The organism is Vibrio sp. 1580 (genome assembly GCF_033340055.1).
On record NZ_JAWOVT010000008.1, the window covers coordinates 216,007 to 239,015 of the forward strand.

20 protein-coding genes are annotated in these 23,009 nt (G+C 46.1%); 9 read left to right on the top strand and 11 right to left on the bottom strand.

From position 1 onward, the window contains the following. The first annotated feature begins 122 nt into the window (after positions 1 to 122). The 3 genes from R7093_RS14900 to R7093_RS14910 are packed head-to-tail and all read left to right on the top strand — an operon-like array spanning position 123 to position 2,672. Positions 123 to 1,487 (top strand): cytochrome ubiquinol oxidase subunit I, encoded by a 1,365-nt coding sequence (locus R7093_RS14900; protein ID WP_064369310.1) that lies wholly within the window; start codon positions 123 to 125, stop codon positions 1,485 to 1,487. A 28-nt stretch (positions 1,488 to 1,515) separates the two neighbouring features. Further along, a complete protein-coding gene (gene cydB, locus R7093_RS14905; protein WP_064369311.1) occupies positions 1,516 to 2,523 on the top strand; it encodes a cytochrome d ubiquinol oxidase subunit II in 1,008 nt (335 codons plus the stop codon). A gap of 20 nt (positions 2,524 to 2,543) precedes the next feature. Continuing rightward, positions 2,544 to 2,672, top strand: coding sequence for a DUF2474 domain-containing protein (locus tag R7093_RS14910; protein ID WP_015313385.1), 129 nt, complete (start codon positions 2,544 to 2,546; stop codon positions 2,670 to 2,672). A gap of 70 nt (positions 2,673 to 2,742) precedes the next feature. Here R7093_RS14910 and R7093_RS14915 read toward each other — a convergent pair whose 3' ends face one another. Further along, a complete protein-coding gene (locus R7093_RS14915) occupies positions 2,743 to 3,498 on the bottom strand; it encodes a PhzF family phenazine biosynthesis protein (RefSeq protein WP_318146719.1) in 756 nt (251 codons plus the stop codon). Between the two features lie 177 nt (positions 3,499 to 3,675). Next, positions 3,676 to 4,557: a LysR family transcriptional regulator gene (locus R7093_RS14920; protein ID WP_158173446.1), complete on the bottom strand. Its 882-nt coding sequence runs from the start codon at positions 4,555 to 4,557 to the stop codon at positions 3,676 to 3,678. 97 nt (positions 4,558 to 4,654) lie between these two features. On the opposite strand from R7093_RS14920, the gene budA reads away from it, so the two are divergent. Genes budA through R7093_RS14935 form a run of 3 tightly spaced genes read left to right on the top strand, consistent with a single transcriptional unit; the run spans position 4,655 to position 7,928 of the window. After that, entirely contained in the window at positions 4,655 to 5,440 is a 786-nt protein-coding gene (gene budA / locus R7093_RS14925; RefSeq protein ID WP_158173445.1) for an acetolactate decarboxylase, read from the top strand. 29 nt (positions 5,441 to 5,469) lie between these two features. After that, positions 5,470 to 7,173, top strand: a complete 1,704-nt coding sequence (alsS, locus tag R7093_RS14930) for an acetolactate synthase AlsS (protein WP_158173444.1) — start codon at positions 5,470 to 5,472, stop codon at positions 7,171 to 7,173. Further along, on the top strand, positions 7,170 to 7,928 hold the full coding sequence (locus R7093_RS14935) for an SDR family NAD(P)-dependent oxidoreductase (protein ID WP_047101310.1): 759 nt from the start codon (positions 7,170 to 7,172) through the stop codon (positions 7,926 to 7,928). The genes alsS and R7093_RS14935 overlap by 4 nt, the downstream gene beginning before the upstream one ends. Before the next feature lie 288 nt (positions 7,929 to 8,216). Here R7093_RS14935 and R7093_RS14940 read toward each other — a convergent pair whose 3' ends face one another. From R7093_RS14940 to R7093_RS14980, 9 genes are all read right to left on the bottom strand, one after another. Beyond that, on the bottom strand, positions 8,217 to 8,813 hold the full coding sequence (locus R7093_RS14940; protein WP_047101308.1) for a methyltransferase domain-containing protein: 597 nt from the start codon (positions 8,811 to 8,813) through the stop codon (positions 8,217 to 8,219). Between the two features lie 136 nt (positions 8,814 to 8,949). After that, complete coding sequence (locus R7093_RS14945) at positions 8,950 to 10,152, bottom strand: phenylacetate--CoA ligase family protein (protein WP_053349213.1); 1,203 nt, start codon at positions 10,150 to 10,152, stop codon at positions 8,950 to 8,952. Positions 10,153 to 10,161: 9 nt separating this feature from the next. Then, positions 10,162 to 10,983 (bottom strand): ABC transporter ATP-binding protein, encoded by an 822-nt coding sequence (locus R7093_RS14950; RefSeq protein ID WP_005373283.1) that lies wholly within the window; start codon positions 10,981 to 10,983, stop codon positions 10,162 to 10,164. A gap of 80 nt (positions 10,984 to 11,063) precedes the next feature. Then, a complete protein-coding gene (locus tag R7093_RS14955) occupies positions 11,064 to 12,308 on the bottom strand; it encodes an ABC transporter substrate-binding protein (RefSeq protein WP_005373285.1) in 1,245 nt (414 codons plus the stop codon). A 45-nt stretch (positions 12,309 to 12,353) separates the two neighbouring features. After that, complete coding sequence (locus tag R7093_RS14960) at positions 12,354 to 13,421, bottom strand: branched-chain amino acid ABC transporter permease (RefSeq protein ID WP_005382737.1); 1,068 nt, start codon at positions 13,419 to 13,421, stop codon at positions 12,354 to 12,356. 11 nt (positions 13,422 to 13,432) lie between these two features. Continuing rightward, entirely contained in the window at positions 13,433 to 14,326 is an 894-nt protein-coding gene (locus R7093_RS14965; RefSeq protein WP_005373295.1) for a branched-chain amino acid ABC transporter permease, read from the bottom strand. Then, positions 14,326 to 16,278, bottom strand: a complete 1,953-nt coding sequence (locus tag R7093_RS14970) for a long-chain fatty acid--CoA ligase (RefSeq protein ID WP_005373296.1) — start codon at positions 16,276 to 16,278, stop codon at positions 14,326 to 14,328. The genes R7093_RS14965 and R7093_RS14970 overlap by 1 nt, the downstream gene beginning before the upstream one ends. Then, positions 16,278 to 17,078, bottom strand: a complete 801-nt coding sequence (locus R7093_RS14975; protein WP_005373297.1) for an ABC transporter ATP-binding protein — start codon at positions 17,076 to 17,078, stop codon at positions 16,278 to 16,280. Before R7093_RS14975 ends, R7093_RS14970 begins: the two co-directional genes overlap by 1 nt. Positions 17,079 to 17,320: 242 nt before the next feature. Next, on the bottom strand, positions 17,321 to 18,958 hold the full coding sequence (locus R7093_RS14980; RefSeq protein ID WP_318146720.1) for an electron transfer flavoprotein-ubiquinone oxidoreductase: 1,638 nt from the start codon (positions 18,956 to 18,958) through the stop codon (positions 17,321 to 17,323). Positions 18,959 to 19,093: 135 nt separating this feature from the next. On the opposite strand from R7093_RS14980, the gene R7093_RS14985 reads away from it, so the two are divergent. The 3 genes from R7093_RS14985 to R7093_RS14995 all read left to right on the top strand — a co-directional run bounded on the left by R7093_RS14985 (position 19,094) and on the right by R7093_RS14995 (position 22,887). After that, complete coding sequence (locus R7093_RS14985) at positions 19,094 to 19,846, top strand: electron transfer flavoprotein subunit beta/FixA family protein (RefSeq protein WP_005373300.1); 753 nt, start codon at positions 19,094 to 19,096, stop codon at positions 19,844 to 19,846. Further along, a complete protein-coding gene (locus R7093_RS14990) occupies positions 19,843 to 20,769 on the top strand; it encodes an electron transfer flavoprotein subunit alpha/FixB family protein (RefSeq protein ID WP_206954232.1) in 927 nt (308 codons plus the stop codon). Before R7093_RS14985 ends, R7093_RS14990 begins: the two co-directional genes overlap by 4 nt. 87 nt (positions 20,770 to 20,856) lie before the next feature. Continuing rightward, a complete protein-coding gene (locus tag R7093_RS14995) occupies positions 20,857 to 22,887 on the top strand; it encodes an acetoacetate--CoA ligase (RefSeq protein WP_318146721.1) in 2,031 nt (676 codons plus the stop codon). The last annotated feature ends 122 nt before the right edge of the window (positions 22,888 to 23,009 follow it).

Genomic DNA, 23,009 nt, shown 5'->3' on the forward strand with positions numbered 1-23,009 from the left:
AATAATAACACTTCAATATTTAATCTGTTATAGGTTTATAGTCACTGTCTGTACCTACTTCCCTCATTCCGCTCCTTTTAAAATAGCTCTCTCATAAAACTTAAAAGATCAAAGGAAGTTTAATGTTTGGCCTCGACGCATTTATGCTTGCACGGATACAGTTCGCCTTTACGGTATCCTTTCATATTATTTTCCCCGCTATCACCATAGGTTTGGCCATCTATCTCGCCGTGCTGGAAGGCTTATGGCTAAAAACACGTAATCCCGATTACCAAAAGCTCTATCACTTCTGGTCGAAAATTTTTGCGGTTAACTTTGGAATGGGTGTTGTATCTGGTCTTGTCATGGCCTATCAATTCGGCACCAACTGGAGTGGTTTCTCCGACTTCGCTGGTTCTATCACAGGCCCATTACTGACTTATGAAGTGTTAACGGCTTTCTTTCTCGAAGCCGGATTTCTTGGCGTAATGCTGTTTGGGTGGCGTCGCGTCGGCGAAAAGCTGCACTTTTTTGCAACCTCGATGGTGGCGTTAGGAACGATCATTTCGACGTTCTGGATTCTCGCCTCCAACAGTTGGATGCAAACGCCACAAGGCTATGAAATTGTCGACGGACGTGTGGTGCCAACCGACTGGTTTGCTATCGTTTTCAATCCTTCATTTCCTTATCGTTTGGCGCACATGAGCGTCGCGGCTTTCGTCAGTTCAGCACTCTTTGTAGGCGCGTCAGCCGCTTGGCATTTATTGAGAGGCAATCAATCGACTGCGGTAAAAACCATGTTTTCGATGTCGCTCGGGATCTTAGTGTTCCTTGCGCCACTCCAAGCCGTGATTGGCGATGTGCACGGGCTAAACACTCTGGAACACCAGCCCGCCAAAATCGCTGCCATCGAAGGACATTGGGATAACAGCGATGGCAAACCAACCCCATTGATATTGTTCGGCATGCCAAACATGGAACAAGAACGCACAGACTATGCCTTAGAAATTCCTGTTTTAGGAAGTTTGATCCTACGCCACAGTTTAACTGAGCCAATCCCGGCGCTGAAAGACTTCCCGAAAGAGGAACGACCGAACTCACCTATCGTCTTTTGGTCATTTCGAATCATGGTCGGGCTAGGACTTCTGATGATTTTTCAGAGCTTCTACAGCATATGGTTACGAAAAAAGAACACGCTTTATACTTCGCGTTGGTTCCTCAAGTTTTCATTGTTTATGGGGCCATCTGGTCTTATCGCAATACTCGCTGGCTGGTTTACGACAGAGGTTGGTCGGCAACCTTGGGTCGTGTATGGCGTACAAAAAACGCGTGATGCGGTTTCTGCACACGGAGACCTACAAATGAGCATCAGCCTGCTGTGTTTCCTTGTTGTATACAGCTTGGTATTTGGTTTTGGTTATTACTACATGATCCACCAAATCAAGAAAGGCCCCGATGCAATCGAACACGATGAGCACGACATGACGACCGTTTCAGGTCGCATTTAGAATTTGTCACAAAGTGAAGGTAGAAAATATGCATTTTGATTTATCCGTGATTTGGTTCGCGATCATCGTTTTTGCCACTTTGATGTACATCATCATGGACGGCTTCGATTTGGGTATTGGAATACTGATGCCCTTCATCAAGGATGAAAAACAAAAAGACGTCATGGTCAACAGTGTCGCGCCAGTTTGGGACGGCAACGAAACTTGGATTGTGCTTGGAGGCGCATCTCTATTTGGCGCTTTTCCGATGGCTTACGCGGTGATTATTGAAGCGCTAACCATCCCTTTAACGTTGATGTTGATTGCTTTGATCTTTCGTGGCGTCGCGTTTGAGTTTCGCTTTAAAGCATTGGAAAACCACTTGAAGTTCTGGGACCGTTCTTTTATGGTCGGCTCGATTTTAACCACGTTTTTCCAAGGCGTTGTTGTTGGCGCGGTAATTCAGGGCTTTGCGGTGGAAAACCGCGTCTTCGTAGGTAGCCAACTAGACTGGCTCACCCCTTTTCCCATCTTTTGTGGTTTGGGTTTAGTCGCAACCTACGCGCTGCTTGGTAGTACATGGCTCATCATGAAGACGGAAGGTGCACTGCAAAGCACGATGTACCGCTTCACTAACAAAACACTACTGGCGATGATCTCCGCATTAATCATTGTGAGCGCTTGGACCCCACTTGCTTACCCTGCCATTGCGGAAAGATGGTTTTCTCTGCCTAATTTGTTCTACTTACTGCCGGTACCTGTCATTACTGGGCTGGTCTGTTTGAAGATTGCCGACTCCGTAAAAAAGCGAAAAGAGCGCAGCCCTTTCGTGATGGCATTGGTGATCGTGATTCTCGGGTTCGCTGGTCTTGGCATCAGTATCTGGCCAAATATCATTCCTCCTAGCATATCGATATGGGAAGCAGCGGCTCCTGCAAGCAGTCAGCGCTTTATGCTCGTTGGAGCGGTGATCATCATCCCGATCATTCTGGCTTACACCTTTTGGAGTTACTACGTCTTCTCCGGAAAAGTGAAAGAAGGCGAAGCGTACCATTAACGAGTTGGCAAGGAGTGAGTATGAAAATCAAAAATTGGTGCCGCCAATGGGCTTGGATGGTTGGGATCTGGGCGGCCAGTGTGCTCGCTCTGGGGTTCGTATCAATGCTGTTTCGCGTCATGATGACCGCTGCAGGGTTAAAATCTTAGCTCGGCACTTTTAAGTCAATAAAAAATGGGGACCTCTAGCTCTTGCGTTAGGAGCTAGAGGCGTTTACATTCAAGTCCGACTTTTCACGTGTGCAGACAATACGATCGTAGATTCTGAACCACGAGCCACTTCAAAATAACCACCAGCACGAGATAGCTGACGAGCCGTCAATTTTTCTTTGCCCAGCTTTTCAAACCAATAAGGCGCTAATGAGCACTGAGCCGAGCCTGTGGCAAGATCTTCTGAAATACCGATTTTAGGTGCAAAGTAACGCAGCACATAGCCACTATCAGAGCTTTGAGCCGTCACGATGACCGCATGAAACTCATCAATTTTAATCAGCTCATCAAAGTTAGGTTGATAGCGAACAACATCATCTTCGGATTCGAGAACAACAACCAAATCACGCGTTGTAAAAGCATCTACGGGGTCATTGGAAAAGCCTGAAATACCCAAGGGGATGGCATGAGGCTTGGCTTGCCAACTTGGCATCACGATCCTGTACATTCCATCCAGTCCAGTAACGGTAATATGGCCATGCTGGCTTTTTAGAATGATCTCATTCTGATGATAGTTGGAAATGATTGCAGCGCCTGCGCCCAAACTTCCGTGTCCACATAGGTTGATCTCTCCTTCTGGGCTAAACCAGCGAATGTGGTAGTCACTGCCAGACTGAACCATAAATGATGTGACAGGTTGAGCGACCTGATGAGTGATTTGAAGTAATTCAGAATCACTCAGCCAGTGATTTAGTTCGACAACGCCACATGGGTTACCTTGAGCTAACTCATCACAAAATACATCATATATTTGTGCTTTAATCATCCGTCATCCTTACTGTTTAACCATACATTAAATCAAGTTCCTCGTCATTATCATCTCGATGAAACGAGAGTTCAGCTATCAATTCAACTTGTTGTAGGTAATATATACGACAAAAGAATCGCAATCTTCAGTAAGTTTTGTTCGTTGGGTAGAATCGACTGGCTATATGACTCACCTTTAAGCCCCAACATGACCGATGTTCGTGGCTACTTTTAACGCTTGTTTATTGAGATTAGACGCCTCCCAAGCAACGACAACACGACTGGTTAGGGGGATATCATCAATCTCGGCGACTGTCGCGGAATCATCGAGATGTTCAGCCAGTGAGCGCGGAACGAGAGCGATACCTAACCCGGCCTGCGCCATGGCAATCGTCGTACGAAGTTGCGGTGCTGCGAACTGTGGTTCGAGCCTTACTCCTGCGTCGGCAAAAAGTGTGCTCATGCCATCAAACAATGCGGGTCCAGTCTCTCGTGGAAACAGTAAAATTTTATGGCCTCTCAACTGTTTCATCTGGATACAGGGATATTTTGCCAGTTCGTGGCCCGCCGGAATCACTGCGACAAACGGGTCGTTAAACAACACCTTATGCTCAAAAGGCTCACTGGCGTAACAGGGTAGCCGCATGATTGCGAGATCAAGTTGTTTGCTTTTTAACTGAGTGGCAAGCTCTGGCATTGATAGTTCCGCCGTCTGTAAATGAACCCCATTCTCTTGAATACGCCCAATCCTCTCCAATACCTTAATGCAGGTTGATGTTGACGTCGCGAACCCAATTTTAACCTGCGTATTTTCACCACGGGCAATCTGTCGGGCTTTTGCTTTAGCGCGTTCCACATCAGCAAGAATATTTACCGCATCCGTATAAAAGACTTGCCCTGCATGGGTCAGTTCTACTCCTCTAGACAAGCGCTTAAATAAGTCCACGCCAAGCTCGTGCTCTAGCTTTTTGATTTGTTGACTCAAAGGAGGTTGCGCAATCCCTAACTGTTCAGCTGCTCGGGTAAAGTGACGAGTCTCGGCGACCGCGACAAAATACTTCAGGTAGCGAAATTCCATATATTTTCCATATCAAAATAAATCTTTTTTATATTGGATTTAGCACCGTGTAGAAGTCAATCTAAATATACTCTTCATTGCATAACTGGTCTTACTCATGTGTGGATTTTATAACCCTCTATGTGCTTGTTCGCTTGAAGTAGCGAAAGAATTTTCTGAATACCATTACGTTACCGGAGATGGTGAGATTTATCAGACTTCGTTAATGAGTGCTTTGATCGCTGGTGTTTACGAAGGCTCAACAACCATAGAAGAACTGCTGAAACATGGGGATTTTGGTTTAGGTACGTTCAATGAATTGGATGGTGAGTTGATTGCGTTTGATAAGGAAGTTTTTCAACTCAAGTCGGATGGCTCCGCAAACCCGGCAGACCTGGCGCAAAAAACGCCCTTTGCTGTCATGACTTTTTTTAAGCCTGATATCGAGCTGCCACTGACATCGCGCATGTCACGTCATGAAGTCCATAGCCTCATAGACGACATGGTTCCAAGCGATAACCTATTTTGCGCAGTGCGCATTGATGGCGTTTTCGATTCAGTTCGTACTCGTACCGTACCTAAACAAACACGCCCTTATCGGCCAATGCTTGAAGTGGTCAAAGAACAACCAACGTTCCGCTTCACGCATAAGCAAGGTGTGGTCGCCGGCTTTCGCAGTCCTAAATATACGACTGGCATCAATGTGCCCGGCTATCACGAACACTTTATTACCGATGACCGCCAAGGAGGTGGTCATATTCAGGATTACAGCATTTCGTCAGGGTTCCTCCAGATTGGCAAAGTCTCGCGGCTAGTGATTGATACCCCAGTATCGACAGACTTCCTCAACGCCAATTTGGCTCCGGAAGATATAAATACCGCCATAGAAAAGGCGGAAAAGTAACAAAGTCAGGCAAATAATAAGGACAACAAATGCAATCCAAACCTTCAAATAAAAATGGAGCTCAGTTGATCGCTCAACAGCTAGAGTCTCTCGGCATTAAGTACATATTCGGTATTCCCGGTGCAAAAATCGATCGACTGTTCGATGCGATTGAAGACACTAACATCCAAATGATTCCGGTACGCCACGAAGCTAACGGCGCATTTATGGCGGGCGTTATGGGAAGACTAACCGGCAAAGCAGGCGTCACCATGGTTACGTCAGGCCCTGGCTGTGGAAATCTAGTTACGGGGGTGGCAACAGCAAACTCCGAAGGCGATCCGCTGATTGCTATCGGTGGTGCGGTGAAACGAACTGACCAGCAAAAACAAACACACCAGAGCATGGATACCGTCAGTATTTTTCGCTCTATAACTAAGTTCAGTGCTGAAGTGCAGCATGTGGACGCCGCAAGCGAGATCATGGCGAACGCATTTCGTATCGCAGAGTCAGGTCGTCCTGGGGCTTGCTTTTTGAGTCTCCCCCAAGATGTTTTATCCGAGCAAACCCAAACGGACATTATTGTCCCCTCGCCTTACACACAGCCTGGTTGCGCAGACATCGCAGCAATCGAAGAAGCGGTCAGTCGAATCAGTAAAGCAAAGCGCTGTGTGGTTTTACTTGGCCTTCACGCGAGCCGCAGTCAAAACGCTGCTGCTATCGCCCGATTTCTTCAAAATACGCAGCTACCCGTTGTCGGCACTTACCAGGCCGCCGGCACGGTAGACATCAATTACTACCATCACTTTGCTGGGCGTGTCGGTTTGTTTAATAACCAACCTGGCGATGTTTTACTGCGGGACGCCGATTTAATTCTCACCATCGGCTTTAGCCCAATAGAGTATGACCCTGAGCTTTGGAACAGCCACCGCAACCCAGTGATTCACCTCGATATTGAACCAGCAGAATACCAACTTAATTATCAACCTTGTGTTGAAATCGTCGGAAACATTGCGCAGTCATTAGACAAAATGGGCAGCTATATCTCTGAATATGCTCGCCTTTCCCCAACGGCACTTTCAGTACTGGAAGAGGTAGCACTGCAACGGCAAGTGATCAAAACCTATCCCAATGTCTATCACAAGCAAGGATTTCATCCACTGGCACTGATTAAAGCCATGCAATCTATAATCACACCAGATACCACGCTATGCCTTGATATGGGGAGCTTCCACATCTGGATCGCTCGTTACTTAAGCTGTTTTCGAGCTCGCCAAATGCTGGTGTCTAACGGCCAACAAACGATGGGCGTTGCACTGCCATGGGCCATTGGTGCCAGCCTGCTAAAACCTGGTAGTAAAGTGGTATCGATATCGGGAGACGGCGGTTTTATGCAATCGAGCATGGAGTTAGAAACCGCGGTTAGACTGAACTGCAATATCGTCCATATTGTGTGGGTTGATAACGCCTACAACATGGTAGAAATGCAAGAGATCAACAAATATCAGCGCTGCTCTGGTGTGAAATTTGGACCAATTGATTTCAAGGCCTACGCCGAATCATTTGGCGCGAAAGGCTTCGCAGTGACTAGTCAACACGAATTGCTACCGACATTGAATAAAGCCATGGACGTTGAAGGACCAGCAGTGGTGGCTATCCCCGTAGATTACAGCGACAACGACAAACTGATGTTGCCGCGCACAGAGAAAAATCAAGATCCCGTTTTTGTAAGTTTCGAAGGAGAAATCGCATGAGAGGATTAAAAAATAAAGTCGCACTCGTGACTGGCTCTGCCAATGGCATTGGTTTGGCCATCGCAAAACGTTTGTATGAAGAAGGCGCAAACGTCGCTCTTGCCGATTGGAATGAAGAGCAGTTGGCAAACGCCGTTGAGGGCTTTGATAAACAGCGTGTGTCTGCGCATTCCATTGATGTTTCTGATCCAGACAAAGTCGCAGCACTGATTTCTGATGTTGTTACCCGTTTCGGTAAACTGGATATTTTAGTAAACAATGCTGGCGTACATGTCCCTGGTACCGTGATTGAAGGTAGTGTGGAAGACTGGAAGAAGATCTCTGGTGTAAACATTGATGGTGTTGTTTATTGCGCGAAATTTGCTTTACCTGAACTCTTAAAAACGAAAGGTTGTATGGTAAATACCGCGTCCGTTTCCGGTTTGGGTGGTGACTGGGGTGCCGCATTCTATTGCGCGAGTAAAGGCGCAGTGGTGAACCTTACCCGAGCGATGGCATTGGACCATGGTGCGGATGGGGTAAGAATTAACGCCGTATGCCCAAGTTTAGTAAAAACCAACATGACAAACGGCTGGCCGCAGGACATCCGCGATAAATTCAATGAGCGCATTGCGCTTGGCCGAGCAGCCGAACCTGAAGAAATTGCGTCTGTCGTGACTTTCTTGGCAAGTGATGACGCATCTTTCATTAATGGCGTAAACCTACCTGTAGACGGCGGTGCCACCGCATCAGATGGTCAACCTAAAATAGTATAAGCATGAAATAGACAGATCAGTAAGAGACGTTCTACTACCTTTCGGATCGATGCTGATCTGTCGCTTTACGCTCTGAGCACATAACCCGTGCCAGCAATAAACTCAACCACTCAACCGCTGTTAGAGATATCTCAACAACTTAAAACCAGCAACGAGAAATTAATTTTTCACACAAACCGACAAACTATGTGAGCATTCCATCAGGCATAGAGTAAAGACTTATATATCAGCGATTCACAAAGAACCAGAAAGTTTCCGCGAATACTTCTTCAAAAAGATTAAAAGCGACTAACGTTTCTGCCACACCATCCATTGTTCTCTGCCTTTAAAAACCTCAACACTGTTTGCCACCACTGAGGATTCCACAAGCTTAAACGCCGGTTCTAGATAACCCTCCAACTCCCCACTTCGCAAACAAAATGGAGGGAAGCGTGATAGGTAATTATCATCAATGACGAAAAAACCAATTAGAAAACCTCCGCTTGGCAACAATTTATCCACCATAGAGAAATATTCTGACCACATGTCTCTCGGTAGTGCTGCGAGAAAGGCCCGCTCGTAAATGACATCAAACGAGTGAGAAAAATCGGCATTAAATACATCGCCCAATACGACTTTATCTTTGTAGTTACCTAACGCTGATTGCGCCATTTTTACCGCTTCTTGGCTGTAATCCATCGCGATCACGTCATGCCCATATTGAATAAAAGTGCTCAGTTCATAAGCGGCACCACACCCAGGAATAAACACTGACTGGCCTACATGAAGTGAATTGTCGAGATAGTCCTTGAGTTCTTGAGGTGTCGATTGGGCATCCCAAGGCATAGTGCCTCGGATAAACAAATCATCCCAGAATTGTGTGTTAATCATTGGTGCCTGTTTCATTTACCCGCTCCCTGATTGCGGTAGTAAAAAATAAAGGGATACGCAGCGCAATGTGGTATCCCTTTTCTAGCCTTTTGTCTGACGTTGTTAGTTTTTTATGACAACCACTTTCTACTGCACTTATGCCACCAATGAGTTAACTGCGAAGATCATTGATTAACGGCTGCTCCGCTTGGTTCGGTACAAACTGGACATTGCCTTTCAGTTTAGTGACAGACTGGAGTGTTGCTTGAATGTCCTCTGCTGATACATGCACATCATGACAACAGAAAGTAATGGCATCGTTGAAGCCATCGCGCTCAATTTTCAAGGAGCCTTTAATATCGTGGCGACGACAGACTTCTTGGATTTGATGCGGATAAACAAACAGCCCTTTTACTTTCACCGCGGAGTCTGCTCGTCCCATCCAGCCCTTAATTCGTGCATTCGTGCGTAGCGAATCCGAGCCCGTTTCTAGGTATGCCGATAAATCTCCCGTTGCGTAGCGAATCAGCGGGAACTTCTCATCGAGCGACGTTACAACGACTTCACCGACTTCTCCCGGTTGTACAGGAACACCATCAGGATCAACGATTTCAACAATAATATCTTCGGCAATCACTAATCCTTGTTCACCAGACACTTGATAAGCAATCAAACCAAGCTCTGCACTTGCGTAGGCTTGAAAGACTGCAATGCCTTTTTCCTCAAACATCTGTTCCATGTCTGCTGTAACCGCTTCACCAGAGACCAGAGCTTTCTCAAAGCTAGGCAGCTCATTGTATTTCTCTTGATACTTTTGTAGCAACGTCAGCAAATACGAAGGTGTACCAGTGTAACCATTAGGTTGAAGCTGTTTAATTGCCTCTATTTGCGCTTCGGTATTGCCTACTCCAGCCGGAAATACCGTACAGCCACAAGCCCTTGCGCCACCATCCATAATAAATCCGCCAGGAGAGAAATGGTAAGAGAGCGTGTTATGCACTAAATCACCCGCACAGAACCCAGCAGCGTGAAACGCGCGCCCCATACGCCAGAAATCGGCCTCATCCGTTTGAGCCTCATACAACGGCCCAGGAGATTGGAATACGCGCGCCATTTGACCAATGGCAACGCTATTTAAGCCACCAAACGGCGGTTTAAGTTGCTGCTGATTAGGTACATTGAACTTACGTGTAATCGGGAGCTGAGCAAGCCCTTCACGATTGTTTGCCAATATAGGATCAAACTCAGAAAAATGCGCTGCGTAATGTTCGCTATTGGCTTTCGAATTTTCAATCAGCGCTGGCAGACGTTGAAACAGCGACTCTTCTCGCGCCTGTAGAGACAACGATTCTTTCGCATCAAATAGTTCGTTCATCCTTGCTCCTTACAACCAACGCTTACGACGTTTGTAAGATTTCAGATTCTTAAAGCTCTTGCGATCTTCATCGCCGCCGCCAAGGTAGAATTCTTTTACGTCTTCATTGTTTAGCAATTCGTGCTTGCTGCCATCTAGTACGATTTTGCCTGATTCCATGATGTAACCGTAATCGGCCGCTTGAAGAGCGAAGTTGGCATTCTGTTCAACCAAAAGCATGGTAATACCTTGCTCTTTGTTGATCTTGTTAATAATGCTGAATACTTCTTTAACTAGCAGTGGAGAAAGCCCCATAGACGGTTCGTCCAACAAAATCATCTTCGGTCGAGCCATTAACGCTCGGCCAATCGCTAACATTTGTTGCTCACCGCCAGACAAATAGCCCGCCAGGCCAGTGCGCTCTTTGAGTCGCGGGAAATAGTCAAACACCATTTCGATGTCTTGTTCAACTTCGTTGTCAGTGCGTGTATAAGCGCCTAAGCGAAGATTTTCTATCACCGTCATATCTTCAACAATTCGGCGCCCTTCCATAACTTGGAAGATGCCCGAACGGACGATCTCTTCCGGGCTTTTGTTGTCTATACGCTCGCCCATGAAGTTGATTTCGCCGCGCGTCACTTCACCATCTTCGGTTTTCAATAAACCAGAAATGGCTTTCAACGTTGTGGATTTACCCGCACCGTTGGCGCCCAGTAAGGTCACAATCTGCCCTTTTGGAACTTCTAAACTCACACCGCGAAGTACTAGTATTACTTCGTCGTAGACGACTTCAATGTTGTTCACTGAAAGCAGTATTTCTGCCGGTTCGATATTCGTTGCTAATTCAGCCATCAAGCTACTCCTTGCTAGGGTGAGAGTGTTCTCTCACCCATCCTTATTTTCAGTAAGCTTTGTTATTAATAAGTCGTAGATTAGTAACCTAGCCAATCGTCACGACGTGACAATGTCACCTGAGATACTTTCTTAATATCAACTGCGCCGCCATCGTTGTTGCCCATAAAGACGTTCACGGTTGTTGTGCCTCGGTGATCTTCCGGTTTCCAGTTCGCAGGGACACAAACACCTTCTAAGCCTTGTGGTACCCAGTTGTCATGGACATACATGCCCTTCTTGATGTTTTCACCTGTGATGCCACCGTTGTCTTTCGCCCACTCCATTGCTTCTTTCATATAGAACGCAGAACAAATACCGCGAATGTAATGGTGAGTTCTGAATTCGCCCGGCTCTGATTCAGACTGCTTAGAAATCTCACGGACCAGTTTCATGCCTTCATTATCATCTCCCCAAAACGCAGTCATACCTGGGAAAACGTAATCTTTAAGGCCATCGCCTGCTGCTTCAAGCACTGGCTTATCGCCGCCCCAAATGTTTGCCATGTACTGGAACTCTGTCCCAACCGTGTTACAAGACTTCACTAGTGAGATAACCGAGCTACCGATATTAGCAATGTAACCGTAGTTGGTGCCTGACTCTTTCAGCGACAAACATTGCGCTTTGAAGTCCCCTGGTTTTAGTGACACAACGACTGGGTTTTGCACATCAAAACCAAGTTCTTTGGCGTACTCTGCACACGCTTCTTTTGGCGCATTCGGGAATGGATGGTTATCGCCAATGTGCGTAAATTTCGGCGCACCTTGATTGCCCTTAGATTCCCAATCTTCTTTCGCCCACTTAACTAGCGCACGGCACGCATCTGAGTACGACGCACCATAAAAGAAGTTATAAGGCGCTGGTTTCGCGGTTTTTGGGTTTTTACCGGTTGGGTCAGTTAAGTGACCAGAGTAAGAAGCAGAGAACACCGGCACTTTGTCTTTGGTAACAAACGAAATAAGTGCTTCGGTATCCGCCGTACCCCAACCTTGCAGCGCAACCATGTCTTTACGCGCCACCCAACGTTTATAGTTGGAAATCGCCACTGGTACTTTGTACGCCATGTCTACTGTTTCAAATTCGAGCTCGGTACCGTTAATGCCACCGTTTTGGTTAATCCAACGCAATGCGTCTCGCACGCCAGAACCATAAGGCTTGCTTACATAGGCAGTTGGTCCAGAAAAGTCGACTAATTGCCCGACAAACACAGAATCTTTTGCCCAAGTTGCGGTAGTAAACAGTGCAGATGACAGCACCAACGTTGTCGCTAAATGTCCTTTGTTCATAACTCGTTGTCCTTGTTATTGAGGTATATTCCACTTAATTCCACGTTAATATGAGAACGGATAGTGTTTCCAATATGCTCGAATCTGTTGCCAGCGATGCGATAATCCTTGAGGTTCGAAAATGAGGAACAGCATGATGACTAAACCAATCGCCATCTCTTTGAAGTAAGCCAGACCATCAGTGAAAGCGGTGGTATCACCAAACGCTGAAAGCCCCGTTACACCAAACTCTAAAACTTCAGGCAGAAGTACGATAAATATCGTCCCCATCAATGTGCCTTTGACTGAGCCTAAGCCACCAATGATGATCATTGCCAAGAACTGGATAGACATCATGATGGTGAAACCTTCTGCTGATACAAACCCTAGATAATGTCCGTAGAGTGCACCCCCGATGCCCGCATAGAATGCACACACTCCAAATGAGAGCAGACGATACTTGGTTAGGTTGATGCCCATGATCTCTGCTGACAGATAGTGATCTCGTACTGAGACAAACGCGCGACCGTCACGAGAACGGATTAAGTTTGATGCCCACATATACATGAAGATCAGCGCAAACAGAGCGATGTAGAAGAAGCTTTCGTCAGTCGTAAACTCAAAGCCAAACAAATTAATTGGGTTCGCGCTTGCACCGTATGAGCCGCCACTGAACCAATCTGCGCGAGCAAAGAAGTCCTCTAGAATAAACTGCGCCGCCAACGTTGCGATAGCTAGGTATAAACCTTTAATTCGAGCCGCTGGCAGACCAAACAGCATCCCCACAATCATGGTTAAGTAACCCGCGAGCGGAATCGCAAACACGACTGGAATGTTAAACTGGTTATTTAGCCAAGCCGATGCAAAGGCGCCAAAGCCAAAGAACGCACCGTGACCTAGCGAAATTTGTCCGGTAAAACCAACCAGAATGTTTAAGCCCAATGCCGCGATACCGAGGTATGCAATCTGAATAAACAGGTTTAGGAAGTAAATATCCAAGACCAGCGGTGCTGCCAGCATGGCGATGACACCTGCAATCGCAAGGCTTCTGATGGTTTTGGTTTCAAAAATTGGCGTATCGCTTTTGTATGTGGTTCGAAAATCCCCACATGGGCGCATGCTAAGTTGAGCCATGTTATTTCTCCTTAAATACGCTCAATATCTTTGGTACCAAACAGGCCATATGGCTTGAAGGCAAGAATGATTAACAGCACATAGAATGGTGCGATGTTGTATAAGTTACCCACTTGCAGGTATTGGCTATCAAAAAACTCAGCCAAGTTTTCTAGCACCCCGATGGTAATACCACCGACAATTGCGCCGACCACCGAATCTAAGCCACCTAAAATAACGGCTGGGAAAACTTTGATACCAATAATGGATAGCGCGTCAGATACGCCGTTAACGATACCGATAACAATCCCTGCTGTTGCAGATACCATTGCCGAAATGGCCCAACTGATGGCGAACACTTTCTTGATGGAAATGCCAAGACTCTGGGCTACTTGCTGGTTGAATGCCGTTGCGCGCATTGCCAGACCCATTTTGCTGAATTTGAAGAACCAGTAGAACGCGCCCATGATGAGCATTGAGAAGATCAAGCTCAGAATGTAAGCAAACTCAACATTCAAACCTCCGATATTCACCACGTTGGTTTCGAACACTTGCGGGTACGACACAGCCGAGACACCGAATATCCACTTCATCAGCGCTTGGAAAAACATCGATAGACCAATGGTCACCATGATCACAGAGATAATCGGTTCACCAATCAACGGTCTGAGCACAATGGTTTGCACGGCGATACCAAAAATCATCATGAACGCGAGCGTGAGTAAAAAGCCAATAAAAAACGGTAACTGTAGGTGCACCAATGCCGCCCAACATACCCATGCGCCAATCAACAGGAACTCACCCTGAGCAAAGTTGACCACCTGAGTCGATTTGTAAATCAATACAAAGCACATGGCGACAACGCCATACAACATGCCAACGATCACGCCATTAATGACGAGTTGCAGTAATAAATCCGTATTCACTATGCGATCCTCCGTTGTTCGCTATCCACTAGTGTTGGCTCATGCTCAATAAGCGTTTCAATAACTAGCGACGTTTGAATGCGTGTTTTGGTGCCATCTTGATAAGTGATCACTGTATCGACATCGACTTTTGGATCGTCGCTGTAGATGGTTTCGATGATGTCTCCGTATTTCTCTGCAACCACACCACGGCGTACTTTACGTGTGCGAGTTAGCTCTCCATCGTCGGCATCCAGCTCTTTGTAAAGTAGAATGAATTTGCTGATCTTCTGTGCATCCGGTAGGGATTCGTTCACTTTTTGAACTTCTTCACGAATCGCTTGGTACACTTCTGGTTGAGCAGATAAGTTGGTGTAGTTGGTAAATGCCAAGCCGCGTTGCTCTGCCCACTTCGCGACGATCGCATAGCGAATACAGATGATGGCAGACAGCCAAGGTCGACCTTTACCTACCACCACGGCTTCTGCAATAAACGGCGAGAACTTGAGTTTGTTTTCGATAAACTGTGGCGAATAACGGTCGCCATGGCTGGTTTCCGACATATCTTTCAGACGATCAATCACCACCAAGTGACCGGAATCTTTAAAATAGCCCGCATCGCCTGTGTGCATCCAACCATCTTGAACATCTTCATCATATGCTGCTTGGTTGTTTAAGTAGCCAGTAAACATGCCTGTACTTTTCGCGATGATTTCACCAACGCCATTGCTGTCCGGGTTGATGACTTTCACTTCTGCATTATCAAACGCAACACCAACGGAATCGTAATCCACATCATCCGCTTGGTGCACGGTGTATGCGCCACACATTTCGGTCTGACCATAAAGCTGCTTAAGTGGCACACCAATAGCTTGTAGGTAACGGAAAGTATCCGGTCCCATCGCCGCACCGCCGGTTGCCGCAGATGTCAGGTTCGAAAACCCTAAACGGTCACGCAGAGCACGCAGAAGAATCCATTCAGCCAACTTAGAGCGTTTGCCCTGCTCCAGCGCTTTGTTGGCTAAGCTCATGCCCAGTTTGTACATCTTTTGCTTAAACGGTGTCGAATCCATCATTCGTGCAGACACGTCTGCCACAATGTTTTCCCACACACGTGGCGCTAACAGCACAAAGTTTGGACCGATTTCACGCAAGTCGGACATCATGGTTTCTTGTTCTTCCACAAAGTTAACGATTTGACGAGAAATCAACGCCTGACCAACCACGTAAACCTGCTCCATAATCCAAGGCAAAGGCAGAACAGAAACGTAGTTGTCGCCTGGGGAACGAGGGTCTGCACGCAAGTAAGCCGCACAGTGATCCAAGAACGTGCCACTGTGTAGCTGAGCCAATTTTGGTTTAGAAGTCGTACCCGACGTAGTACAAAGAATTGAAAGATCGCTGCCTTTGGTTTCAACAACCATATTGAGATATTTGTCTGGGTCCGCTTTATCAATCAGCTGACCTTTTTTGTAGACCTGTTCAACATCAATTAATCTTGGATCATCGTATTTACGCATTCCACGAGGATCGCAGTAAATAATGTATTCAACGCTAGGAATTTCATCACCAAGCTCAAGCAGCTTGTCGCATTGCTCTTCATCTTCGGCAATCACGACTTTTGCTTTTGCATAGTTGATAAGGTACGCCACCTCTTCGTGCATAGAATCTTGATAGATGCCCAGCGAGAAACCTTTGATCGCATGTGCCGCTAACTCGCCCCATACCCATTCAGGGCGGTTATCACCTAGCAAACCAACGACATCTTGCTCACCAATACCCAAATCTCGTAGTGCCAGTGCCATCCACTTGACGCGGTTTTCATAATCCTTCCAAGTGAACTCTCGCCATATACCAAACTCCTTTTCACGCATTGCGACTTGTTCGGGCCAGTTCTTGGCATTGTGTTGCAACACTTTTGGAAAGGTATCTAAGCGGGTTATATCTGCCCAATCATTATGTTGCTGTGCCATTATGCACTCTCCTCTAATGTCGGTAACTCTTCGCCTAAGTACGCTTGTTTCACATGTGGGTTGGCCATCACTTCTTCAGGCTCACCCGTAGCAATGTGTTTACCGAAATCCAAAACCAAAACGCGATTAGAGATGTCCATGACCACGCCCATGTCGTGCTCAATCATGATGATCGTGATATCTAATTCTTCATTCAGATCCATGATGTAACGTGCCATGTCTTCCTTTTCTTCCAAGTTCATACCTGCCATTGGTTCATCAAGCAGCAGTAACTTAGGTTTTAAGGCAATGGCACGAGCAAGCTCTACACGCTTACGTAAGCCGTAAGATAGCGTGCCTGCAGTCGCTTTTCGGATGTGCTGGATTTCTAGAAAATCGATCACGTCTTCCACATATTTGCGGTGCGCCATCTCTTCTTTCTGCGCATTGGAGAACCAATAGAGTGGCCCCGTGACGAAGTTATTTTTCAGTAGGTGGTGTCGGCCAACCATGATGTTGTCCAGTACCGACATATGAGAAAAGAGCGCTAAGTTTTGGAAGGTTCTTCCCAGCCCTAACTCAGCTCGTTGGCTTGGTGTACGTTTAGTTACGTCATCTCCAGCGAAGATTACAGAGCCTTTGTTTGGTGTGTATCGACCAGAGATGCAATTGAGCATTGAGGTTTTACCTGCACCGTTTGGACCAATGATTGAAAAAATTTCCTTTTCATTCACATGGAAGCTCACGTCAGTTAAAGCTTTCACCCCACCAAAAGCCAATGAAATATCGTTTACCTGCAACAGAGGCGATTCCGATACCATAGTTGATCTCCCTTTCGTTATTTTAAGTGCGTTCCATTGAGCACTATTTGATCAAACCTAACTTTGATACTGGTAACCGCTTTTACACCTATGCATCAACTTTGTATTCAGTTTACGTAAACGTCAATTTAAAATCAGAATAGTGCCTGAAAGATTAAGTTGCAATCGAGTTCATCGAGAAAGATTTGAACTAACGCAAACTTTAAGTAAATAAATTGTTAATAAAAATTATTCTCAAACGCTTACATATTTGGATAGTTCGGACCACCACCACCTTCTGGCGGAGTCCAGGTAATATTTTGACTTGGATCTTTGATGTCGCAGGTCTTACAGTGGATACAGTTGGCCGCATTTATTTGCAGCTCTGGCTGCTGCTCCCCCTGTACGATTTCATACACGCCAGCCGGACAATAGCGCTGTGCTGGCTCTGCATATAATTCAAGGTTCTGCTCAATAGGGATCCGCTGGTTCTCCAGTCGTAAGTGGCATGGTTGATCTTCCTCATGGAAGATATTGGATAGATAAACGGAAGAGAGGCGATCGAAACTTAACACGCCATCAGGCTTCGGATAAACAATTTCATTGCTGTTTTCCGCCAATAACAGAGACTGATGATCAGGCTTATCACAGCGGATATGCCACTTAGCTTTACCTTTTAACACGTTATGTTCCAGCAGCGCTAAGCCACCGCCCAGCCACGATCCAAAGCGGTGGATTCCACTTGAGAAGTTACGTGCTTGATAAAGCTCTTCATACAGCCAAGACTGTTTGAAGTGTTTTTGATAGTCAGCGGTAATCACCTGATTCTCAAGGGCTTCAACGACAGCTTCGGCGGCAAGCATGCCAGATTTCATTGCGGTGTGCGTGCCTTTGATTTTGGCTCCATTTAGTGTTCCAGCATCGCATCCAATTAATAAACCACCAGCAAATTGCTGAGTGGGAAGCGAATGAAAGCCACCCTTGGTGATCGCCCTTGCGCCATAGCTAATACGCTTCCCATTTTTGAGGTATTGCTCAATCAACGGGTGGTGTTTAAAACGTTGAAACTCATCAAATGGACTCAAGTGCGGATTCTTATAATTCAAGTCAACAATCAACCCGACGGCAACTTGGTTTCCCTCTAAATGGTAGAGATAACTGCCACCTGTAGCTTCATTTGATAACGGCCAACCTAATCCGTGCACTACTAAACCTTGCTGATGCTGTTCTGATGGGATTTCCCACAGCTCTTTAAAACCGATAGCGTAATGTTGAGGCGTTTTCTCTTCAGTAAGATTAAATCGGTTAATCAACTGCTTACCAATATGCCCCCGTGCGCCTTCAGCAAATAAAGTAAACTTCGCTCGCAGTTCAATACCAGGTTCGAAATTTCCTTTTTGTTCACCATTTTTGTCTAACCCCATATCGCCCGTGATCACGCCACAAACACGACTATCTTCATCGATTATCGCTTGACTGGCGGTAAAACCTGGGTAGACCTCCACCCCCAAGTTCTCAGCCTGCAACGCCATCCATCGGCATAGACTGCCCAAACTTATGATGTAATTACCTTTGTTATGTAACGTATTCGGCACCGCCCAAGAAGGCAGTTCATGACCATTGATTTCATTGCCTAGATAGTAGGTTTTATCTTGGTTTACTTTGGTATTGAGCGGAGCGCCTTTCTCTTGCCAGTCGGGAAAAAGCTCATCCAAACTTCGCGTTTCAAACACCGCGCCCGATAAAATATGCGCTCCAACTTCAGAGCCTTTTTCTACCACGCAAACAGAGAGCTCTTGTTTTTTTTCTGCTGCTAATTGTTTGATTCGGCATGCCGCAGACAAGCCTGCGGGACCTGCGCCTACAATCAGAACATCAAATTCCATGCAGTCTCTTTCCATGATTGCATTCCTTTTTCTTTGCATGTTGCCAACTTGTTAATCAACAATATATTTAAAGTTGACGCAAACGTAAAGGTAAATTAACATCATTTTAAAGACGTCATCACATCGTCTTCACTGTAAAAGGAATCTAACGTGAAAATACTAGTGCCAATCAAAAGGGTCATTGATCCCTACGTTAAAGTTCGCGTGAAAGCGGACCATAGCGATGTTGAAACCAATAACGTCAAGATGACGATTAATCCATTTTGCGAAATAGCCGTTGAAGAAGCCGTACGACTAAAGGAGCAAGGTATTGCAGATGAAGTCATCGTTGTCAGTGCCGGCGGTAGCCAGTGTCAGGAGCAACTACGTACCGCGCTTGCATTAGGTGCCGATCGCGCTATTCATATCGATACTGAAGACAAAATAGAGCCATTAGTTGTCGCTAAGCTGCTCAAAGCTCTGGTTGAGCAAGAACAAGCACAGCTTGTGATTACGGGTAAACAATCCATTGATACGGACAACAACCAAGTGGCTCAGATGCTGGCCGCCCTACTTGACTGGCCTCAAGCAACTTTCGCTTCCGACGTGAAGATAGAAGATCAAAAAGTTCAGGTCGTGAGAGAAGTGGACGGCGGCTTGATGACGGTCGCGATGAACTTACCTGCGGTGATCAGTACTGACTTACGCCTGAATGAACCGCGTTTTGCCTCTTTGCCTAATATCATGAAAGCTAAGCGCAAGCCGTTAGATACCATCACACCTGACAGTCTGGGTGTTGAAGTGGTATTTAGCCAAACCATTCAAGAAATCACACCGCCAGCGCAAAGAAAAGGTGGCATCAAGGTTGAATCTGTCTCAGAGCTTCTCGATAAGCTGCGTAACGAAGCGAAGGTGATTTCATGAAGAACTTAATCATAGCAGAGCATGACAATAACCAATTGCATGCGGACACACTCAAAGTGGTTAATGCAGCAAAACAAGTCAGCCAAGACAATGTTTTGATCGTAGTGGGCCACCAGTGTGAAGAAGTCGCTCAACAAGCTTGTCGCGTTGATGGTATATCAAACGTAATTTGTGTCGATGATGAGCAACTTAAGCATCAATTTACCGAGAGTATCGCACCTATTGTAGTGAGTGTTGCTGAAGGTTTTGACGCAATCTGGGCTAGCTCATCATCAAAAGGGAAAGATCTTGCACCGCGAGTAGCAGCGAAGTTCGGCGTTGGGCAAATTTCCGATATTGTCCAAGTTATCGATGAAAACACTTTTATCCGCCCTATTTACGCAGGAAACGCATTTGCCAAAGTGACCACCAGCGACAAGGTTCGCGTCATCACCGTGCGCGCGTCTGCGTTTGAGCCGGTTACTTGTCACAACCAAGCTGATATTAAGCATCAGCAGGTCACTATCTCAGCTCCAATGGTTGAATTGGTTTCTGTCGATAAAACCGTGTCAGAACGTCCTGAATTAAGCGCGGCAGAGGTGGTTGTGTCAGGTGGACGCGGGGTCGGTAGCAAAGAGAACTTCGCGTTGATCGAACAAGTTGCCGATAAACTAGGTGCTGCCATTGGCGCTTCTCGCGCGGCAGTTGATGCCGGGTTTGTTGCCAACGACTTACAAGTGGGTCAAACCGGTAAAATCGTTGCACCTAAGCTTTATATAGCGGTTGGGATTTCCGGTGCCATCCAGCATCTTGCAGGAATGAAGGAATCCAAAGTGATTGTCGCGATCAACAAAGATCCAGAATCTCCTATCTTTGAAGTTGCCGACTATGGATTGGTTGGTGATTTATTTGAGGTACTACCTCAGCTTGCCGAACAACTTTAAACGATCAGATAAGGGGCGAACACCGCTATGTTCGCCCCTTTATTTTGTTTTTGGTCATATTCAAAAGAATTGAAATTAGAGGGACCTATGCCAAATTCTGCACCTATTTGGTCACCATCTGCTGAGCGCGTCAGCAATAGCAACTTATTACGGTTCATCGAAAAGGTTAATAAAGACAAAGCCGAAGGTACCGTAATCAACAATTACACGTCTCTACACCAGTGGTCCATTGAGCACAATGATGAATTTTGGCGACATACTTGGCAGTTTTGCAACGTAATCGGAGATATAGGTTCGCAAATCAAGAGCCTTGGCAGTCCCAAATGGACACAAACAGGTTCTAATCATCACCATGTAAATAGAGACACAGTATGGTTTGCTGACGCCACGCTGAACTACGCAGAGAACCTCCTATCTCAGGCTGAGCAATCACCAGAGCGTGAGTTTATTGTTTTTAGCAATGAAAGCGGTGAACACCGACAACTCACCGGTAAACAGTTGCTTGAACAAGTTTCTGCCATTCAACAATGGCTACTCAATTGTGGTGTCGGTAAAGGCGATGTCGTTGCGGGTTATTTGCCCTACCTTCCTGAAACCGTTATAGCCATGTTGGCTACTACAAGCCTTGGCGCTATTTGGACTTCAACCTCTCCTGATTTTGGTATCGATAGCGTCGTAGAGCGTTTTGGTCAGGTTAAGCCGAAAGTTCTTTTTTGCTGTGATGGCTACCAGTTCGGAGGCAAAGCTTTCGATATGACGGACAAGAACACCACTCTTAGTAGTAAGTTAAGCAGTGCCTCCGAAGAGACTACTATTAGCGTATGCCAAATCGAATATTTACAAAACGCTGAGAGTGCTAGCACTTCTGAGTTTGTTTCTTGGTCCGATATTACTCACCACTTTTCTCCACAATCAATTCAATATCAACCAACGCTGTTTAATGACCCGTTATTCATTTTGTATTCTTCTGGTACAACAGGTCAACCTAAATGTATTGTCCATTCCGCAGGCGGTACCTTGCTCAATCACCTCAAAGAACATCAACTGCATTGCGACATCAAATCGCAAGACAAGGTTTTCTACTACACAACATGTGGTTGGATGATGTGGAACTGGCATGTTTCCGCTCTTGCGAGTGGTGCAGCCTTAGTGATTTACGACGGTAGTCCGGTTTACCCTGATCACTCCATCTTATGGCAATTAGCAGAAGAACATAGCGTGTCGCTGTTTGGTACTTCAGCGAAATACTTAGAAGCACTGGAACAGGCAAACTGCTCTCCAAAACTAGAACATAACCTGAAGTCACTCAAAACTCTTTGCTCAACTGGTTCGGTGCTTTACCCAGAACAATTTAGTTATGTCTATCAGCACATCAAGCAGGACTTGCATCTCGCTTCTATCGCTGGCGGCACGGATATTTGCGGATGCTTTGTACTGGGAAACCCTATCTCACCAGTTTACAAAGGTGAATGCCAAGGCGCAGGGCTGGGAATCGACGTGCGTGTTTTGGACGACGAGGGAAAAACCATTACACAGCAACGCGGCGAACTAACTTGCAATAACTCACTACCTAACTTCCCTATTGGCTTCTGGCACGACAACGGCGAACGCTATCACAACACTTATTGGAGCAAGTTTACCGATATCTGGCACCATGGCGACGATGTGATGCAAACCGAACATGGCGGCTTCATTTTTTATGGCCGTAGTGACGCAACCTTAAATCCAGGCGGCGTACGCATCGGTACCGCTGAAATCTATCAGCAAGTGAACACGTTACCCGAGGTTGAAGACTCCATCGCTGTCGGCAAGTTAAACCAGCAGTCTGAAGAAATCTGGTTACTAGTAAAACTCGCTCACAACGTCGAGTTAACCCAACAACTCACCGATTCAATTCGCCAAACATTGAAAACAAAATGTTCACCGCGCCATGTCCCACGACAAATTTTTGCCATCAGTGATATTCCTAAAACGCGCTCAGGCAAATTGGTTGAGCTAGCAGTGAAACAATTGGTAAACGGACAAGCTGTAAAAAACATTGGTGCTATTGCTAACCCAGAAGTGCTGGAAGAAATTAAAACGCTTTTCAACATAGAAAGTGGCGCCACTGTCAATTAGAGACTCAACAAGTCTTCCAACAATACAGACGGGTATAACCTAACTGTATTTTTAGCTCGCTCGATAACTCCTCCCCACTTTCGTGGAAACTGCGCGAAATATGCTTCATGTACACAAAAAAG

Excerpts from the sequence above, each read along its gene's own strand:
- R7093_RS14900 (WP_064369310.1), top strand. The coding sequence starts at position 123 with ATGTTTGGCCTCGACGCATTTATGCTTGCACGGATACAGTTCGCCTTT.
- cydB (WP_064369311.1), top strand. The coding sequence starts at position 1,516 with ATGCATTTTGATTTATCCGTGATTTGGTTCGCGATCATCGTTTTTGCC.
- R7093_RS14910 (WP_015313385.1), top strand. The coding sequence starts at position 2,544 with ATGAAAATCAAAAATTGGTGCCGCCAATGGGCTTGGATGGTTGGGATC.
- R7093_RS14915 (WP_318146719.1), bottom strand. The coding sequence starts at position 3,498 with ATGATTAAAGCACAAATATATGATGTATTTTGTGATGAGTTAGCTCAA.
- R7093_RS14920 (WP_158173446.1), bottom strand. The coding sequence starts at position 4,557 with ATGGAATTTCGCTACCTGAAGTATTTTGTCGCGGTCGCCGAGACTCGT.
- budA (WP_158173445.1), top strand. The coding sequence starts at position 4,655 with ATGTGTGGATTTTATAACCCTCTATGTGCTTGTTCGCTTGAAGTAGCG.
- alsS (WP_158173444.1), top strand. The coding sequence starts at position 5,470 with ATGCAATCCAAACCTTCAAATAAAAATGGAGCTCAGTTGATCGCTCAA.
- R7093_RS14935 (WP_047101310.1), top strand. The coding sequence starts at position 7,170 with ATGAGAGGATTAAAAAATAAAGTCGCACTCGTGACTGGCTCTGCCAAT.
- R7093_RS14940 (WP_047101308.1), bottom strand. The coding sequence starts at position 8,813 with ATGAAACAGGCACCAATGATTAACACACAATTCTGGGATGATTTGTTT.
- R7093_RS14945 (WP_053349213.1), bottom strand. The coding sequence starts at position 10,152 with ATGAACGAACTATTTGATGCGAAAGAATCGTTGTCTCTACAGGCGCGA.
- R7093_RS14950 (WP_005373283.1), bottom strand. The coding sequence starts at position 10,983 with ATGGCTGAATTAGCAACGAATATCGAACCGGCAGAAATACTGCTTTCA.
- R7093_RS14955 (WP_005373285.1), bottom strand. The coding sequence starts at position 12,308 with ATGAACAAAGGACATTTAGCGACAACGTTGGTGCTGTCATCTGCACTG.
- R7093_RS14960 (WP_005382737.1), bottom strand. The coding sequence starts at position 13,421 with ATGGCTCAACTTAGCATGCGCCCATGTGGGGATTTTCGAACCACATAC.
- R7093_RS14970 (WP_005373296.1), bottom strand. The coding sequence starts at position 16,278 with ATGGCACAGCAACATAATGATTGGGCAGATATAACCCGCTTAGATACC.
- R7093_RS14975 (WP_005373297.1), bottom strand. The coding sequence starts at position 17,078 with ATGGTATCGGAATCGCCTCTGTTGCAGGTAAACGATATTTCATTGGCT.
- R7093_RS14980 (WP_318146720.1), bottom strand. The coding sequence starts at position 18,958 with ATGGAAAGAGACTGCATGGAATTTGATGTTCTGATTGTAGGCGCAGGT.
- R7093_RS14990 (WP_206954232.1), top strand. The coding sequence starts at position 19,843 with ATGAAGAACTTAATCATAGCAGAGCATGACAATAACCAATTGCATGCG.
- R7093_RS14995 (WP_318146721.1), top strand. The coding sequence starts at position 20,857 with ATGCCAAATTCTGCACCTATTTGGTCACCATCTGCTGAGCGCGTCAGC.